The 16,176-nt window shown below is 60.7% G+C and carries 15 protein-coding genes and 1 pseudogene; 8 read left to right on the top strand and 8 right to left on the bottom strand.

The window, feature by feature from the left end:
• Positions 1-105: 105 nt before the first annotated feature.
• The 4 genes and pseudogenes from BLO80_RS08970 to BLO80_RS08955 all read left to right on the top strand — a co-directional run bounded on the left by BLO80_RS08970 (position 106) and on the right by BLO80_RS08955 (position 2,513).
• Positions 106-774, top strand: a complete 669-nt coding sequence (locus BLO80_RS08970) for a polysaccharide lyase family 7 protein (RefSeq protein ID WP_092333404.1) — start codon at positions 106-108, stop codon at positions 772-774.
• A 204-nt stretch (positions 775-978) separates the two neighbouring features.
• Positions 979-1,092 (top strand): annotated as a pseudogene (locus tag BLO80_RS30210) (nucleoid-structuring protein H-NS); the annotation flags it as partial.
• Positions 1,093-1,669: 577 nt separating this feature from the next.
• The gene (locus BLO80_RS08960; RefSeq protein ID WP_092259536.1) at positions 1,670-1,954 is read left to right on the top strand and encodes a fructose-bisphosphate aldolase; all 285 of its coding nucleotides are present in this window, start codon (positions 1,670-1,672) and stop codon (positions 1,952-1,954) included.
• A gap of 274 nt (positions 1,955-2,228) precedes the next feature.
• Positions 2,229-2,513, top strand: coding sequence for an I78 family peptidase inhibitor (locus BLO80_RS08955; protein WP_092329806.1), 285 nt, complete (start codon positions 2,229-2,231; stop codon positions 2,511-2,513).
• Positions 2,514-3,411: 898 nt separating this feature from the next.
• Here the strand turns inward: BLO80_RS08955 and fba are convergent.
• The 6 genes from fba to tkt all read right to left on the bottom strand — a co-directional run bounded on the left by fba (position 3,412) and on the right by tkt (position 9,792).
• Positions 3,412-4,476 carry a class II fructose-bisphosphate aldolase gene (gene fba, locus BLO80_RS08950; RefSeq protein WP_072346296.1) on the bottom strand — a complete coding sequence of 355 codons (1,065 nt, stop codon included), beginning with the start codon at positions 4,474-4,476 and terminating at the stop codon, positions 3,412-3,414.
• Positions 4,477-4,751: 275 nt separating this feature from the next.
• Positions 4,752-5,087, bottom strand: coding sequence for an MliC family protein (locus BLO80_RS08940; RefSeq protein ID WP_092329794.1), 336 nt, complete (start codon positions 5,085-5,087; stop codon positions 4,752-4,754).
• 56 nt (positions 5,088-5,143) lie between these two features.
• Positions 5,144-5,368, bottom strand: coding sequence for a hypothetical protein (locus tag BLO80_RS08935; RefSeq protein WP_092176548.1), 225 nt, complete (start codon positions 5,366-5,368; stop codon positions 5,144-5,146).
• Positions 5,369-5,399: 31 nt separating this feature from the next.
• Complete coding sequence (locus BLO80_RS08930; protein WP_092204913.1) at positions 5,400-6,563, bottom strand: phosphoglycerate kinase; 1,164 nt, start codon at positions 6,561-6,563, stop codon at positions 5,400-5,402.
• 24 nt (positions 6,564-6,587) lie between these two features.
• Positions 6,588-7,643 (bottom strand): erythrose-4-phosphate dehydrogenase, encoded by a 1,056-nt coding sequence (epd, locus tag BLO80_RS08925; RefSeq protein WP_092329783.1) that lies wholly within the window; start codon positions 7,641-7,643, stop codon positions 6,588-6,590.
• A gap of 151 nt (positions 7,644-7,794) precedes the next feature.
• Positions 7,795-9,792, bottom strand: a complete 1,998-nt coding sequence (gene tkt, locus BLO80_RS08920) for a transketolase (RefSeq protein ID WP_092329780.1) — start codon at positions 9,790-9,792, stop codon at positions 7,795-7,797.
• Between the two features lie 331 nt (positions 9,793-10,123).
• Here tkt and BLO80_RS08915 point away from each other — a divergent pair, with 331 nt between their 5' ends.
• Both BLO80_RS08915 and metK read left to right on the top strand, forming a co-directional pair.
• On the top strand, positions 10,124-11,119 hold the full coding sequence (locus BLO80_RS08915; protein ID WP_092329777.1) for an ArsR/SmtB family transcription factor: 996 nt from the start codon (positions 10,124-10,126) through the stop codon (positions 11,117-11,119).
• Positions 11,120-11,138: 19 nt separating this feature from the next.
• Positions 11,139-12,329, top strand: a complete 1,191-nt coding sequence (metK, locus tag BLO80_RS08910; RefSeq protein WP_092329774.1) for a methionine adenosyltransferase — start codon at positions 11,139-11,141, stop codon at positions 12,327-12,329.
• 254 nt (positions 12,330-12,583) lie between these two features.
• Here metK and BLO80_RS08905 read toward each other — a convergent pair whose 3' ends face one another.
• On the bottom strand, positions 12,584-13,204 hold the full coding sequence (locus tag BLO80_RS08905; protein WP_092258186.1) for a LysE family translocator: 621 nt from the start codon (positions 13,202-13,204) through the stop codon (positions 12,584-12,586).
• 206 nt (positions 13,205-13,410) lie between these two features.
• On the opposite strand from BLO80_RS08905, the gene ligB reads away from it, so the two are divergent.
• A complete protein-coding gene (gene ligB / locus BLO80_RS08900; protein ID WP_092329771.1) occupies positions 13,411-15,084 on the top strand; it encodes an NAD-dependent DNA ligase LigB in 1,674 nt (557 codons plus the stop codon).
• A gap of 91 nt (positions 15,085-15,175) precedes the next feature.
• The gene (locus tag BLO80_RS08895) at positions 15,176-15,571 is read left to right on the top strand and encodes a DUF1090 domain-containing protein (protein WP_092329767.1); all 396 of its coding nucleotides are present in this window, start codon (positions 15,176-15,178) and stop codon (positions 15,569-15,571) included.
• Between the two features lie 94 nt (positions 15,572-15,665).
• On the opposite strand, the gene BLO80_RS08890 is transcribed toward BLO80_RS08895, so the two are convergent.
• Positions 15,666-16,115 carry a c-type cytochrome gene (locus BLO80_RS08890; protein WP_060740241.1) on the bottom strand — a complete coding sequence of 150 codons (450 nt, stop codon included), beginning with the start codon at positions 16,113-16,115 and terminating at the stop codon, positions 15,666-15,668.
• Between the last annotated feature and the right edge of the window lie 61 nt (positions 16,116-16,176).

Genomic DNA, 16,176 nt, shown 5'->3' with positions numbered 1-16,176 from the left:
CGTGCCAAATACTCGTTCGCGCCCTCTTTTGGCCTCAGCAAAAGCGCGTCTTAGAGCCCTCCGGCTGTGGCGTAATCATTTCTTCTTCTCAGAAAGGATCCGAACATGGTCGATCTTGCAACCTGGAACCTGAGCATTCCCGAAGGCAGCCCGCCGAAGACCATCGAAACCCCTCGGCTGGTGGATGGATTCAAGGATAAGTACTTCAACTCAGAAGGCAGCACGGTGTACTTCTGGTCGCCTGTCACCGGCACCAAGACCGAAAACGCGATCTACCCGCGCAGTGAATTACGGGAAACCTACAAGGACGGCACCTTGCGCAACTGGGTCTACCCTGACGCCGACAATAAATTGAGCGCGACCCTGGTGGTCAACCAGGTGCCCAGCAGCGGCAAGATCGTGATCGGGCAGATTCATGCCAAGGACAGCAGCAAACCCATGGTGAAACTGGAGTACCAGTACAAGGATGACGGCAAGACTGGCGACATCGTTGCCAAAGTCCGCATGCGCCCCGATGACGATGAGGGTCGGGTTATCACCGTCGCGACCGGCGTGAAGCTGGCTCAGTCCTTCAGTTACCGGCTCCACCTCGATCGTACGGGTGACCTGGGTATTACTGCGGCGGGTCGTAGTTGGTACACCACCATCAGTTCCAAATGGAAGGTCAAGCCGTTGTACTTCAAGGCTGGCGTGTATGTGCAGGACAACAGTGGCTATACCAGCGAAGGTGGGAAGGTGACGTTCAGCAAGTTGGATATCGATCACAACACTTGACTGGGTGCTTTCGATAGAGAGATACCGTGTGTATATCCGTTGCTGCGGTAACGGCTGCTGGCGGTTCCGCTCTTACAGCGGGTCACTTTTGGAAGAGCGCCAAAAGTAACCAAAAGCGCTTTTGCCCCACCACTCGGCACCTCGCCTAGGCTCGGTGTGCCCGAACGCAGGCATTGCTCCGTGGGCCGCCGCGAAGGGCCATCCATGGCCCAGCGCGGCTACCTCGGCATCCATGCCGAGGTGCCCACTGCGCAATACCTACGTTCGGCCATCGTGGTTAACGGGGCGCCCCAGATCAAAAGCCGGCGCGAGGCGGCCTGCCAGCCGGCCTGGCTCTCACGGTCGTACTCCGATCCAATTGTGGGAGCGAGCTTGCTCGCGATGGCGACCTGACAGCCGACTAGGATTGGTGGGATGGCCGGAGATTTTGTTCGCCCCCCCTGGCCTTCTGAAAATCTCGTAGGAATCCCCCCTTTTGTGGCGAGGGGATTTATCCCCGCTGGGCTGCGAAGCAGCCCCTCTTTTCGTCAGACCATCCCCATACCCAGGATTTACGGCGGCTGCGCCACCGAGCGGGAGCAAGCTCCCTCGCCACAGGGGTTGTCGGCGTCCTACAGGTCGGTTGTTGCCTCAAAAATCCCCTTCTATAGTTTGGTTCACCTGCTGGCTTTGGTCGGTGGGAGGGTTTCGCAGCCCTGGTGAGTTAGAATCACAACCGTCAAAAAAATCGGCATAGGCATACGCACCTACGTTCGGCTTTTCATGGCGGCTGTGTGTGGGAGATCTTCGGGTCTGCCGAGTCCTAACTCCTCGGTCTGCGAACCCGCACATGGCTGCCACCCAATTGTTTCGCAGCAAAACGGTGGCAAATTTTCTCTTGAGTTAGGGATTTACTATGTCTACCGAACAATCGTTCCGCCGCTTCACCCCGCTAACCCCAATCGCCACCACCCACCCCGTCCTGTTCATCGATAAAACCGCCCCACTGCCCGAACTCCACGCCTGCGCCAGCGAACGCCTGCACGCCACCCTCGACTACCTGACGCTGATGGCCTGCACCACACTGCGCGATTCGGCTGAGACCGACATCAACACCATCACCAACATCGCCCGGATCATGGTCCAGGATGTGGCGGATGTCTTTGGGGTGATTGAACAGCGCGGGCTCGAAGGGCAATAAGGCTCCCTTGGTAGGAGCAAGCTTGCTCGCGATGAGGCTTGCAGGCCCGACATCCTGTGACTGCATCATCGCGAGTGACCTCGCTCCCACAAGTCTGCATTCTGCTATGGAACTGGGCGAGCAAAAATTTTTATTCGAATTGAATAAAATGCAAGCATGGAACAAATCCAAAAAACTCTAAAGAACTGTCATTTACTACAGTAGCCCCCAAAGCCTGACCTCTCCAGACTATGCTGACCCACACGGGCAACCACAGATACAGGGAGTTTAAACCATGATCAGCAAATCTTTATTCCTGGCATTGCCACTATTGCTTGGTGCCATAGCTCAAACACACGCGGCTTGCGATGAGTCTCTCGTCAAGAGCTTCGTGGGCAAGAAAGCCGATCCCGCAACCGTCGACGATGCCATTAAAACTGCGAACGCAAGCACCGCTAGAACAATCTCACCACCATTTATAGTGCCCAAAGGTGTTGTCCCAGATCGCCTTACCATCTTCGTTAACGAGGACAATGAGATTAAATCTTTAAGTTGCGAAAAAGGAATAACACTTCAATAACGCTGAAGCCCAAGGACAACCACAAGGGGGCTGGTTTTATTTAATAAAATACGTTCAGCCCCTTTTTACTCGTCGCGAGGCGGCCGCAGCCGACCTGATTCTTGATGGGGACCGCGTTCCCCTGTGGGAGCGAGCCTGCTCGCGATGAGGCCTGCAAGCCCGACATCCCGTGACCAAATCACCGCCATCGCGAGCAAGCTCGCTCACACAGGTCTGCATTCGGCATGTGGAGCTGGGCGACCAATTGCTTATTCGCATTTAATAAAATGCAAACATGAAATAAATCCGAAAAACTCTAAAAAACTGTCATTTATTACAGTAGAGAAAGTTCCCCCAAGTTTTTAACGTTGGTCCCCAGAGCCAAAGCATGGACAAAGATTATTAAAATCTTTGGGCTTTGGCACTCATCAAGCAGGAAAAACAACATGCCAAGCATACCCACAATTGACAGCCCCTTGAACAACACATCTGGTCTCGGTCGAACTCCGCTCGTTACCGGAACTGCCGAAGCAAACCATGGCGTCGAAATATGGATGGTTGACTATGGCCTTACTCCCATCGCAGTTGCCGTTGCTGGCGGTAATGGATACTGGGAGGTTCACGTGCCCCTACCGGCAAACCAATGGTACTCCATCACCGCCAGATCTTACTCTTACGGCAACCCCGGAGTTTATTCGGAATGGCATCCGCCTCATAACCTCCACGAATAGCAATTCTGGACTAACCGACATTAATACATGCCGCCCACCCCATCGTATTTACACCAATGACTGCGCTTGAATCGCAGCGCAACCGAATCAAGGAGCACAGTATTACGTCCAGCATCCCACTCCACCTGCACACATCTCACCCATAAAAAAACCCGCATCACTGCGGGTTTTCTCACACCACTGAAGCCTTAGTTGACCTTAGCGTTCAACTCACCCTTCAAATACCGCTGATACATCGCTTCCAACGAAATCGGCTTGATCTTCGACGCATTACCCGCAGTCCCAAACGCCTCATAACGCGCAATGCACACATCACGCATGGCCGTCACAGTGGCGCCGAAGAACTTACGCGGATCGAACTCGCTAGGATTGGTCGCCATCAAACGACGCATGGCACCGGTAGAGGCCAGGCGCAGGTCAGTGTCGATGTTGACCTTGCGCACGCCGTACTTGATGCCTTCGACGATTTCCTCAACCGGCACGCCGTAGGTTTCCTTGATGTCGCCACCATACTGGTTGATGATCGCCAGCCATTCCTGCGGCACCGAGGACGAACCGTGCATCACCAGGTGGGTGTTGGGAATGCGCTTGTGGATTTCCTTGATGCGGTCGATGGCCAGCACGTCGCCGGTCGGTGGCTTGGTGAACTTGTAGGCGCCGTGGCTGGTGCCGATGGCGATGGCCAGGGCGTCGACCTGGGTTTTCTTGACGAAGTCCGCCGCTTCTTCCGGGTCGGTCAGCATCTGGCTGTGGTCCAGCATGCCTTCGGCGCCGATGCCGTCTTCTTCACCGGCCATGCCGGTTTCCAGCGAACCCAGGCAACCCAGCTCACCTTCCACCGACACACCGCAGGCGTGGGCCATGGCCACAGTCTGCTGGGTGACGCGGACGTTGTATTCGTAGTCGGTCGGGGTCTTGCCGTCTTCGCCCAGGGAACCGTCCATCATCACCGAGCTGAAGCCCAGTTGGATGGAGCGCTGGCAGACGTCCGGGCTGGTGCCGTGGTCCTGGTGCATGCACACCGGGATGTGCGGGAATTCTTCGATCGCCGCCAGGATCAGGTGACGCAGGAACGGCGCGCCGGCGTATTTGCGGGCACCGGCCGAAGCCTGGACGATCACCGGAGAGTCAGTCTTGTCAGCGGCTTCCATGATGGCGCGCATCTGCTCAAGGTTGTTGACGTTAAAGGCTGGAACGCCGTAGCCGAATTCGGCTGCGTGGTCCAGCATCTGACGCATGCTGATAAGTGCCATTGTGTCTCTCTCCCGGTCGAGGGTCGTTAATCGTGCCAGCCTGCCGGAGCGGCGGCGGCTATTCAAGTCATTGCGGATCGGGGGTTGGCCCGAGCCGCGTGGTCGATATCGCTAAACCCAAATACTGACGCGATCCCTGTGGGAGCGAGCTTGCTCGCGATGAGGGCGGTACATTCAACATCACTGTTGCCTGATACACCGCTATCGCGAGCAAGCTCGCTCCCACACTGGATCTGCTCCCACATCTGGATCTCTGTGGATCAGTTCAATCGTATTTACTGCGCCTTGCAGCCACGCCCAATCAAGTCATTGGTGGCGACCCAATACACCAGGCCTTCCTCACCCTTGACGTGAAAAGCCAGCATGTCGTCGCTGTACAGCGAACCTTCGGCACCCGGCTCAAGCTTGAGGCGATAAACCTTATCGGCGCCGCCCAGGCGTACATCGACTTCCTTGCGGGCGGCATCGGTGTAGCGCCAGAGCACTTTGGCCTCGCTGTCACAGGTCCAGCTCGTCCAGCCCTCTGCCACGGGCTCGGACGACTGCAAAAAACCCAGTTGCGAACAACCGGCCAGCCATGCCAACGCCATAACGGCGATCAAGCCTTTCATCCATGTTCCTCGACGGACGGCACACGCCGCCCGCCATGAGTTAAGAGTCAGACCCGTCAAGGACAACCATGTTCCTTGGCCGGGGTTTGCGTCTCGTATTTGTCCAGGCCGTCCGGTCCGGAACGCTTGTTCAGCACCGGATTCGTCTCGGCCTGCCAGTCGGCCTGGTAACAGCCTTCTTCGGGCGTCGGTGTGCCGGTTTGCGGAGCCGGAGCCTGCGGGCTGCTCGAGCAAGCCACCAGCATCGTTGCCGCCAGCAACAACGTGAACGTCTTGACCATCAGAACACTCCTTTGCCTGGTCAACGCAGCCTCAGGCCTTGGCCCGGCTTTCCAGGACTTCCACGGCCGGCAGCACCTTGCCTTCGACGAATTCGAGGAACGCGCCACCACCGGTGGAAATGTAGGAGATCTGGTCGGCCACGCCATATTTGTCGATGGCCGCCAAGGTGTCGCCGCCGCCAGCGATAGAGAACGCGGAGCTTTCAGCGATGGCCTGGGCCAACACCTTGGTGCCGTTGCCGAACTGGTCGAACTCGAACACACCGACCGGGCCGTTCCACAGGATCGTCTGGGAGGATTTCAGCAATTGGGCGAAGTTGGCTGCGGTTTGCGGGCCGATGTCGAGGATCATGTCATCGTCGGCCACGTCGGCCACCAGCTTGACAGTGGCCGTCGCGCTTTCAGCGAATTCCTTGGCCACGACCACGTCCACCGGCAACGGTACGCTGACCTTGGCGGCGATTTCCCGGGCGGTGTCCAGCAGGTCCGGCTCGTACAGGGATTTGCCGACCGGGTGACCGGCGGCGGCGAGGAACGTGTTGGCGATGCCGCCACCGACGATCAACTGGTTGCACACCTGGCTCAGGCTGTTGAGCACGTCCAGCTTGGTGGAGACTTTGGAGCCGGCAACAATGGCGGCCATCGGCTGGGCCGGCGAGCCCAGGGCCTTGCCCAGTGCGTCCAGCTCGGCCGCCAGCAACGGGCCTGCGGCGGCGATTTTGGCGAATTTCGCCACGCCGTGGGTCGAACCCTCGGCGCGGTGAGCGGTGCCGAAGGCGTCCATCACGAATACGTCGCACAGGGCGGCGTATTGCTGGGCCAATTCATCGGCGTTCTTTTTCTCGCCCTTGTTGAAGCGCACGTTTTCGAACAGCACGACATCACCGGCCTTCACATCGACACCGCCCAGGTAGTCAGCGACCAACGGCACGTCGCGGCCCAGGGCACGGCTCAAGTAATCGGCTACCGGCTTGAGGCTGTTTTCCGCAGAGAACTCGCCTTCGGTCGGACGGCCCAGGTGAGAGCAGACCATCACGGCCGCGCCTTTTTCCAAGGCCAGCTTGATGGTCGGCAGCGAAGCCAGGATACGCGCGTCGCTGGTGACAACACCGTCCTTGACGGGGACGTTGAGGTCTTCGCGGATCAGTACGCGCTTACCTTGCAGATCGAGGTCGGACATCTTCAACACGGTCATGGGTCGCAATTCCTGGGTAACTGTTTAGAGAGCAGGTTTTTTCGAAGCGGTTTGCAGGTAATGCTCGGCAACGTCCAGCATTCGGTTGGCGAACCCCCATTCGTTGTCGAACCAGGCCAGGATGTTCACAAGCCGCGGCCCGGAAACACGGGTCTGGCTGGCATCGACAATGGCCGAATGGGGGTCATGGTTAAAATCACAACTGGCGTGAGGCAACTCGGTGTAAGCCAGGAGGCCTTTGAGCGGGCCGCTGGTGGCGGCTTCGCGCAGGATCCGGTTGACCTCGGTGGCGTCGGTATCGCTCACGGTCTGCATCGTGATGTCGAGGCAGGACACGTTGACCGTCGGCACCCGCACGGCTTTGGCCTGAATTCGCCCGGCAAGTTCCGGCAGCAGGCGTTCGATGCCGCGCGCCAGACCAGTGGACACCGGAATCACCGATTGGAACGCCGAACGGGTGCGGCGCAAGTCCTCATGATGGTAGGCGTCGATCACCGGCTGGTCGTTCATTGCCGAGTGGATCGTAGTGATCGACACGTATTCCAGACCAATGGCCTGGTCCAGCAGGCGCAACAGCGGCACGCCGCAGTTGGTGGTGCAGGACGCGTTGGACACCAGCAGCTCTTCGCCGGTCAGGCAATCCTGGTTCACACCGTAGACGATGGTGGCGTCGACATCCGCTTCGCTGGCCATCGGCTGGGAGAACAGCACCCGCGGCGCGCCGGCCGCGAGAAAACGCTGGCCATCTTCGCGGGTGTGGTAGGCACCGGAACACTCGAGCACCAGATCGACATCCAGGGACGCCCAATCGATGCCTTCGGGGGTGGCACTGCGCAGGATTTTCACGCAGTCGCCATTGATATGCAGACAATCGCCCTCGACCCGCACTTCGCCGGGAAACCGGCCGTGGGTGGAGTCAAAGCGTGTCAGGTATTCGATGCTGGCCATGTCGGCCAGATCATTGATCGCCACGATTTCGAAATCGGCCTTGACCCCTCGTTCGAACAACGCACGCAAGACGCAACGACCTATCCGGCCGTAGCCGTTGAGTGCAACTTTGTAGGGACGCGGTTGGGGCATGGGGTTCTCGATTACCGTGGTGAATCCTGCAGTCCAGTATTGCCTGAGCCTGCGCTATCGCGAGCAAGCTCGCTCCCACAGGATCGGTGGAGAACCTTGTGGGAGCGAGCTTGCTCGCGATGGCGTCAGCCCGGACGATGCAACGTTCGGATCAGTCTTCCAGCAGCTCTTCAGCCTGACCCAGGATGTTTTCCAGGGTGAAGCCGAACTCCTCGAACAGCGCCGGCGCAGGCGCCGATTCGCCGTAGGTGGTCATGCCGATCACGCGGCCTTCCAGGCCCACGTACTTGTACCAGTAATCGGCATGGGCAGCCTCGATGGCGATCCGCGCGCTGACTTGCAGCGGCAACACCGCCTGCTTGTAGGCAGCATCCTGGGCATCGAACACGCTGGTGCACGGCATGGACACGACGCGTACGTTGCGGCCCTGCTCGGTCAGCTTGTCGTAGGCCTGGACGGCCAGGCCGACTTCGGAGCCGGTGGCGATCAGGATCAGTTCCGGCTCGCCGATGCAGTCCTTGAGCACGTAGCCGCCGCGCGTGATGTCGCCGATCTGGTCGGCATCGCGGTTCTGGTGCTGCAGGTTCTGACGGGAGAAGATCAGCGCCGATGGGCCGTCATTACGCTCGATGGCGTATTTCCAGGCCACCGCCGACTCCACCGCATCGCACGGACGCCAGGTGTCCAGGTTCGGCGTGCAACGCAGGCTCGCCAGTTGCTCGATCGGCTGGTGCGTCGGGCCGTCTTCGCCCAGGCCGATGGAGTCGTGGGTGAACACATACAGAATGCGCTTTTTCATCAGCGCCGACATGCGCACGGCGTTGCGGGCATATTCCATGAACATCAGGAAGGTGGCGCCGTAAGGCACCAGGCCGCCGTGCAGCGCGACGCCGTTCATGATTGCGCTCATGCCGAACTCGCGAACGCCGTAGTACATATAGTTGCCGCTGGCGTCTTCGGCGCTGACGCCCTTGCAGCCTTTCCACAGGGTCAGGTTGGAACCGGCCAGGTCGGCCGAACCGCCCAGCAATTCAGGCAGCAATGGGCCGAAGGCGTTCAGGGTGTTCTGGCTGGCCTTGCGGCTGGCGATGGTTTCGCCCTTGGCGGCGACTTCAGCGATGTACGCCGAGGCTTTTTCGGCGAAGTCGGCCGGCAGCTCGCCGCTGAGGCGACGCACCAGCTCGTTTGCCAGCTCGGGGAATTCGGCGGAATAGGCAGCGAAGCGCTGGTCCCAATCGGCTTCGAGCGCACGGCCCTTTTCCTTGGCATCCCATTCGGCGTAGATGTCAGCCGGAATTTCGAACGGGCCATGGTTCCACTTCAGCGCGGCACGGGTCAGGGCGATTTCCTCGGCCCCCAACGGCGCGCCGTGGCAGTCTTCCTTGCCTTGCTTGTTCGGCGAGCCGAAACCGATGGTGGTCTTGCAGCAGATCAGGGTCGGCTGGGCGCTTTTGCGAGCGGTCTCGATGGCAGTCTTGATCTCTTCCGGGTCGTGACCGTCGACGTTGCGGATCACCAGCCAGTTGTAGGCTTCGAAGCGCTTGGGGGTGTCATCGGTGAACCAGCCTTCGACTTCGCCGTCGATGGAGATGCCATTGTCGTCGTAGAACGCGATCAGCTTGTCCAGGCCCAGGGTGCCGGCCAGGGAGGCGACTTCATGGGAAATGCCTTCCATCATGCAGCCATCGCCCAGGAATACGTAGGTGTGGTGGTCGACGACGTTATGACCTGGGCGGTTGAACTGCGCCGCCAGGACTTTCTCGGCAAGGGCAAAGCCCACCGCGTTGGCGAGGCCCTGGCCCAACGGGCCGGTGGTGGTTTCCACGCCTGGGGTGTAGCCGTATTCCGGGTGGCCCGGGGTGCGGCTGTGCAACTGACGGAAGTTCTTCAGGTCATCGATCGACAGGTCATAGCCGGTCAGGTGCAGCAGCGAGTAGATCAACATCGAGCCGTGGCCGTTGGACAGCACGAAGCGGTCACGGTCGGCGAACGAGGGGTTGCTCGGGCTGTGCTTGAGGTAGTCGCGCCAAAGCACCTCGGCGATATCCGCCATACCCATGGGGGCACCGGGATGGCCGCTGTTGGCTTTCTGCACGGCATCCATGCTGAGGGCACGAATGGCATTGGCACGCTCACGACGGCTGGGCATCGCTGTTCTCCTGCGGGTATTGAATCGAGAATGAATAAAACGAAACTGAAAAAGGCGAGCATTTTCCCTCACCCACCCGCCCCGGGGCAATGACAGATAGTCATCCTTGAGCGTTTTTCCGGTGGATAAAGTCGCATTCGCCGGGTGAAACCTTTCCGCTGATGACCTGTAGAGTCAAGCACGGATCGGGAAGTGCCATTTATCATCCAATATCAAAACTTTTTGATATTGAACTTGCGAGGATCCAAACCCCTCACTAGACTGCCCTCAACTAGACCGCCCTCCCTGGGGACGGACCGCGCCACTAAAATGAAACAGACTGCGCCACTATATGAACCTGCCCGCGCCCTCCATTCGCCAAGACAACTGCGATGAGCTGGCGGCCCTTTGCAAGGCCGGCGGCGATCCGTTGCGGCTCAATGTATTGCGCGCCCTGGCCAACGATTCGTTCGGCGTGCTGGAACTGGCGCAGATCTTCGGCATCGGCCAGTCCGGCATGAGTCACCACCTCAAGGTCCTGGCCCAGGCCGACCTGGTGGCGACCCGCCGGGAAGGCAACGCCATTTTCTATCGCCGTGCCCTGCCCCACACCGACCTGCTGGGCGGCAAACTGCACGCGGCGCTGCTGGACGAAGTGGACGCACTGAGCCTGCCGACCGACGTACAGGCTCGCATCGCCCAGGTTCACGGACAACGGGCGGCCGCCAGCCAGGACTTCTTCGCACGGGTCGCCGAAAAATTTCGCGCCCAGCAAGACCTGATCGCCGGCTTGCCGCAATACCGTGAAAGCGTGGTGGCGCTGCTCGACAAATTGAGCTTCGAGCCTGCGGCCACGGCGATCGAAGTCGGCCCCGGCGATGGCGCCTTTCTGCCAGAGCTGGCGCGGCGCTTCAGCCAGGTGACGGCGCTGGACAACAGCCCGGCCATGCTCGAACTGGCCCGCCAGGTGTGTGAGCGCGAGGCCCTGGCTAATGTACGCCTGCAACTGGCCGATGCACTGGACGGCATGAGCCTGCAGGCCGACTGCGTGGTATTGAACATGGTGCTGCATCATTTCGCCGCGCCGGCCGATGCACTCAAGCACATGGCCCACCTGCTGCAACCGGGCGGCAGCCTGCTGGTGACCGAGTTATGCAGCCACAACCAGAGCTGGGCCAGGGAAGCCTGTGGCGACCTCTGGCTCGGCTTTGAACAGGACGACCTGGCCCGCTGGGCCACCGCAGCGGGCCTCGTGCCCGGGGAAAGCCTCTATGTAGGCTTACGTAATGGTTTCCAGATCCAGGTTCGCCACTTTCAGCGACCCACTGGCGACACTCACCAACGGTAACTTGTAGGAAAACATCGAGATGAGCGAATACTCCCTTTTCACCTCCGAGTCCGTGTCTGAAGGGCATCCGGACAAAATCGCCGACCAGATTTCTGATGCGGTGCTGGACGCCATCATTGCTGAAGACAAGTTCGCCCGGGTGGCGTGCGAGACTCTGGTGAAAACGGGCGTGGCGATCATCGCTGGCGAAGTCACCACGTCGGCCTGGGTCGACCTGGAACAGATCGTTCGCGACGTCATCCTGGGCATCGGCTACAACAGCTCCGACGTCGGCTTCGACGGCGCGACCTGCGGCGTGATGAATATCATTGGCAAGCAGTCCCCGGACATCAACCAGGGCGTTGACCGGGCCAAGCCTGAAGACCAGGGCGCAGGCGACCAGGGCCTGATGTTCGGCTACGCCAGCAACGAGACCGACGTACTGATGCCGGCCCCGATCACCTTCTCGCACCAGTTGGTTCAACGCCAGGCCGAGGCCCGTAAATCCGGCCTGCTGCCTTGGCTGCGCCCGGATGCCAAGTCCCAGGTGACCTGCCGCTACGAAGGCGGCAAGGTGGTCGGTATCGACGCCGTCGTCCTGTCGACCCAGCACAACCCTGAGGTGTCCTACAAAGACCTGCGCGAAGGCGTGATGGAATTGATCGTCAAGCACGTGCTGCCTGCCGAGTTGCTGTCCAAGGACACCCAGTTCCACATCAACCCGACCGGCCAGTTCATCATCGGCGGCCCGGTGGGCGACTGCGGCCTGACCGGTCGCAAGATCATCGTCGACAGCTACGGCGGCATGGCCCGTCATGGCGGTGGCGCGTTCTCCGGCAAGGACCCTTCCAAGGTTGACCGCTCGGCCGCCTACGCCGGTCGTTATGTCGCCAAGAACATCGTGGCCGCCGGCCTGGCCGAGCGCTGCGAGATCCAGGTGTCCTACGCCATTGGCGTCGCCCAGCCTACGTCAATCTCGCTGAACACCTTCGGCACCGGCAAGATCGGCGATGACAAGATCATCAACCTGGTCCGCGAAGTGTTCGACCTGCGTCCATACGCCATCACCACCATGCTCGACCTGCTGCACCCGATGTACCAGGACACCGCCGCCTACGGTCACTTCGGTCGTACGCCAGAGACCAAGACCGTCGATGGCGATACCTTTACCACGTTCACCTGGGAAAAGACCGACCGCGCGGACGCCCTGCGCGCCGCTGCCGGCCTGTAACACCCGCGTGTAAGGAAAAGCCCCTGGCGACTGGGTCGTCAGGGGCTTTTTTTATTAAAAAATCAAAGTCAGGCACCGCTTCTGTGGCGAGGAGATGTATCCCCGTTGGGCTGCGAAGCAGCCCCAATATGGTCAAGCATCGTTAACCTGACACACCGAGGCAACTGATTTGGGGCCGCTACGCAGCCAGCGGGGATAAATCCCCTCGCCACAGGGGGACCATGTCCTCGGTTCCAACAGATACCTTCAGAAGTCTAGGCCCGCCGCGCCACCAGCAAAAACGAAGCCGCACTGGCGAGCAGCCCCGCACACATCCGATTGAACAGGCGTTTGCCACTGGGCCGGGCGAACAGCCGCCGCGCGTAGATGCCCATGTAGCAATACAACCCGATGGCGATGCACTCCAACGCCAGGAACAAGCCACCCAGCACGGCGAATTGTTGGGTGACGGTACCTGTACGGTCGACGAATTGCGGCAGGAACGCAGTGAACAACAAGATTGCCTTCGGATTGCCAATCGCCACCAGGAACTCCTGGCGCGCCAGGCCGGCCCGGGTCATCGATGCGAGCCCGGCTTCGCTGTCGGCCTCGGGCCGGGCTCGCCACAACTGCACGGCCAGATAGAACAGGTAACCGGCACCGACGAGCTTGATCCCCAGGAACAGCAGCTCCGATGTGTGCAACACGGCGGTGAGCCCCACCGCGGCCAGGGCGATCATGATCGCGAACGCCAGCAACCGACCGATGCCGCCGCTGCACGCCCGGACGAAGCCATAACGCGAGGCGTTGCTGATGGAGAGCAGGTTGTTCGGCCCCGGCGCCATGTTCAGCGCAAAGCAGGCCGGAATGAAAACAGCGAGTGTCGGCAGGTCCATTCGGGCGTTCCAGGCAGAGGTGGATCGAAGGCTCATTCTGCACCGGTCATTGAGGGGTTCAAGGGACAGTTGCATGCCGAAATCCCGCGGGACTGTACCGCCGCGACTTTGCCACCAGGCGCCGCAAAATCCGGTAACGCTCCACCCCTCGCAACAGCCCGGACGCGGACTAGCCTTCAGATACTCAACCGAGCAAGGATGCTTCGATGCCACCGTTCCTCTATGCCCTCGCCTGTCTCGCATTCATGGCCCTCCCCGCGGTAGCCGCACCCTGTCCCGACTGGGCTGCTGAACGGGCCCGGGCGGAGATCGCCGCGCTGCAACAACACATCGACACCTGGGACGACCGTTACCACCGCCTCGGCCAATCGCTGGTGGCCGATGAGCTTTATGATCAATCCCGCATACAGCTGGGCCAATGGCGCCGCTGCTTCAATCTCGCGGCGCCCGACGATCCCCTACGCTCAGCGGGCGGAAAGGTGCGGCACCCTGTCGTCCATACCGGCCTGGAAAAACTGAAGGACGCCAACGCCGTGGAGGCCTGGCTGCTCGGGCGAGAGGACGTCTGGGTGCAACCGAAAGTCGATGGCGTGGCGATCTCCCTGGTTTACCGCAAGGGCCGCCTGCATCAGGCGATCAGCCGCGGCGATGGCGTCCAGGGGCATGACTGGACCGCGAGTGCGCGCCAGATCGGCGCCATCGCGCAGCGATTGCGCCAGCCAGTGGACCTGGTCGTCCAAGGCGAATTGTACTGGCGCCTGGACGCCCATGTCCAAGCCAGCCGCGGCAGCCTGAACGCCCGCGCAACCGTGGCGGGTTTAATGGCGCGCAACAATTTGACGGCGCAGGAGGCATCCGCCATTGGCCTGTTCGTCTGGGACTGGCCTGACGGGCCCGACACCCTGCCAGAGCGGATGGCCGCGCTGAACGCGCTGGGCTTCGCTGACACCCGCGACTACAACCAGCCTGTCCGGACACTGAAGGATGCCGAGCGGTGGCGCGACCACTGGTATCGCACGCCGCTGCCCTTCGCCAGCGACGGGATCGTCCTGCGCCAGAGCCGCCGCCCACCCGCCGACCGTTGGCAGGCCAGGACGCCGTTCTGGAGCGTGGCCTGGAAATACCCGTATGCCCAGGCCCTGGCCGAAGTGCGCAAGGTGCGCTTCAAGGTCGGACGTACCGGGCGCATCACCCCCGTGCTGGAACTTGAACCGACCCTGCTCGACGACCGGCGGATTCGCCGGGTCAGCGTCAGTTCCCTCAAGCGCTGGGAGGAGATGGACATCCGTCCCGGCGATCGGGTCGCCATCAGCCTGGCCGGGCTGACCATTCCACGACTCGACGAGGTGGTGCTGCGCAGCCTCGAGCGCCAGGACGTCAATGCTCCCGCGGCGAGCGACCACCACTTCTTGAGTTGCTGGCAAGCGACGCCCGGCTGTGAAAGCCAATTCCTCGCACGCCTGAACTGGCTCAGCGGCAAGCACGGGCTCGCCCTGCCCCATGTTGGCCCCGGCACCTGGGAAAAACTCCTGGCTGCCGGCAGGCTTCACGGATTATTGGATTGGTTGACCCTCGATGCCGCCGAGCTTGCTAACATTGACGGCTTCGGCGAACGCACCAGCGCGCGCCTGCTCGCCAGCCTCGACAGCGCCCGACAACGCCCTTTCGGGCAATGGCTCAAGGCCTTGGGCCTGCCACCCATCGGTGAGGCCCGGCTGGAAGGGCCATGGCAGGCGCTGGCCGAGCGCAGCACTGAACAATGGCAAGCCGAAGCCGGCATCGGACCGGGACGCGCCGCGCAATTGAGCGCCTTTTTTCGCGAGCCGCAGGTGCTGGCCTTGAGTGACGTATTACGCTCCGCCGGGGTCGACGGTTTTTAATCCGCCCCCCGTGCGGTTGAACCCAAGGGGCGAACATGCGTTCCAACAGCGCATCTGTACCGACCGCTCGCGATTTTTTTACGGAGTTGCTATGAATTTCCTGTCCCCCGTTGCCCTGCTGGTCTTATGCAGCGCCATGGCCGCCCCTTTGTTGGCGGACGAGCAAACCCCGGAACTCACTGGCTGCGCGGCCAAGCGCCAGGGCATCATCAACCAGATCGAACTGGCCAAGACCCGTGGCAACCAGGACCAGCAGGCAGGCCTGGAAACCGCATTGAGTGAAGTCACCACCCATTGCACCGATGCGTCCTTGCGCAAGGAGCGTGAAAACAAGGTGCTCGATGCCAAGCACGAGGTCAGCCGGCGTCAGGCCGACCTGGAAAAGGCCATGAAGAAAGGCGACGCCGAGCGGATCAACAAACGCAAGGACAAGCTGGCAGCCTCCCGCAAGGAATTGCAGGAAGCGGTGGATGAGTTGGATAAGTGAACATTGAAAAGATCACAGGCTTCGCCAGCGCCTACAAGGATCCCATCCAATCCGTAGGCGCTGGCTGGCGAACCCTGCGATCCTTCAAGGCAAGTCAATAATCCCGAAACTCTTTATGACAGGCACTGCACGCATCTTCGACCTTCTGCACCGCCGGCCCCAGGTAACTGGCCCTGTACGGTTGGACTTTGCTGGCGGTCACCAACTCACCGGTGGCCGCTTCAAGGTTGCGGGCCAGCTCCTGGAAGCGCGCCTGTTTTTGCCAGACGTCATCCCGGGCGCTGGTGTGGTCTTGCTCGCGCACTTGCGGGAAGTGCTTCCACGGCTCATGGGACAATTGGTCCAGTTGCGCCGCGCCCTCGGCGAAACGCGCGCCGTCAAACGGGACTCGGCCGCGCAACATGCCACCCAGCTCTTCATTGGTCTTGAGCATCTGCTTGAAAATCGTCTTGCGCTGGCCCAGGGGAGAATTGGGATCGACGCCGCCACAAGCGGACAACATCAGGCAGGCCAGCACGGCCATGGAAAATCGTTTTACAAACATCTTGGCCTCGGGGCAGGAAACGGCGGTTAGTATCCTCGGGTCATCGGTAAAGACCAATGGC

The organism is Pseudomonas sp. NFACC56-3, from assembly GCF_900100025.1.
GTDB classification, from domain to species: Bacteria; Pseudomonadota; Gammaproteobacteria; order Pseudomonadales; family Pseudomonadaceae; genus Aquipseudomonas; species Aquipseudomonas fluorescens_AA.
This window is presented reverse-complemented; position numbering and strand designations above follow the sequence as displayed.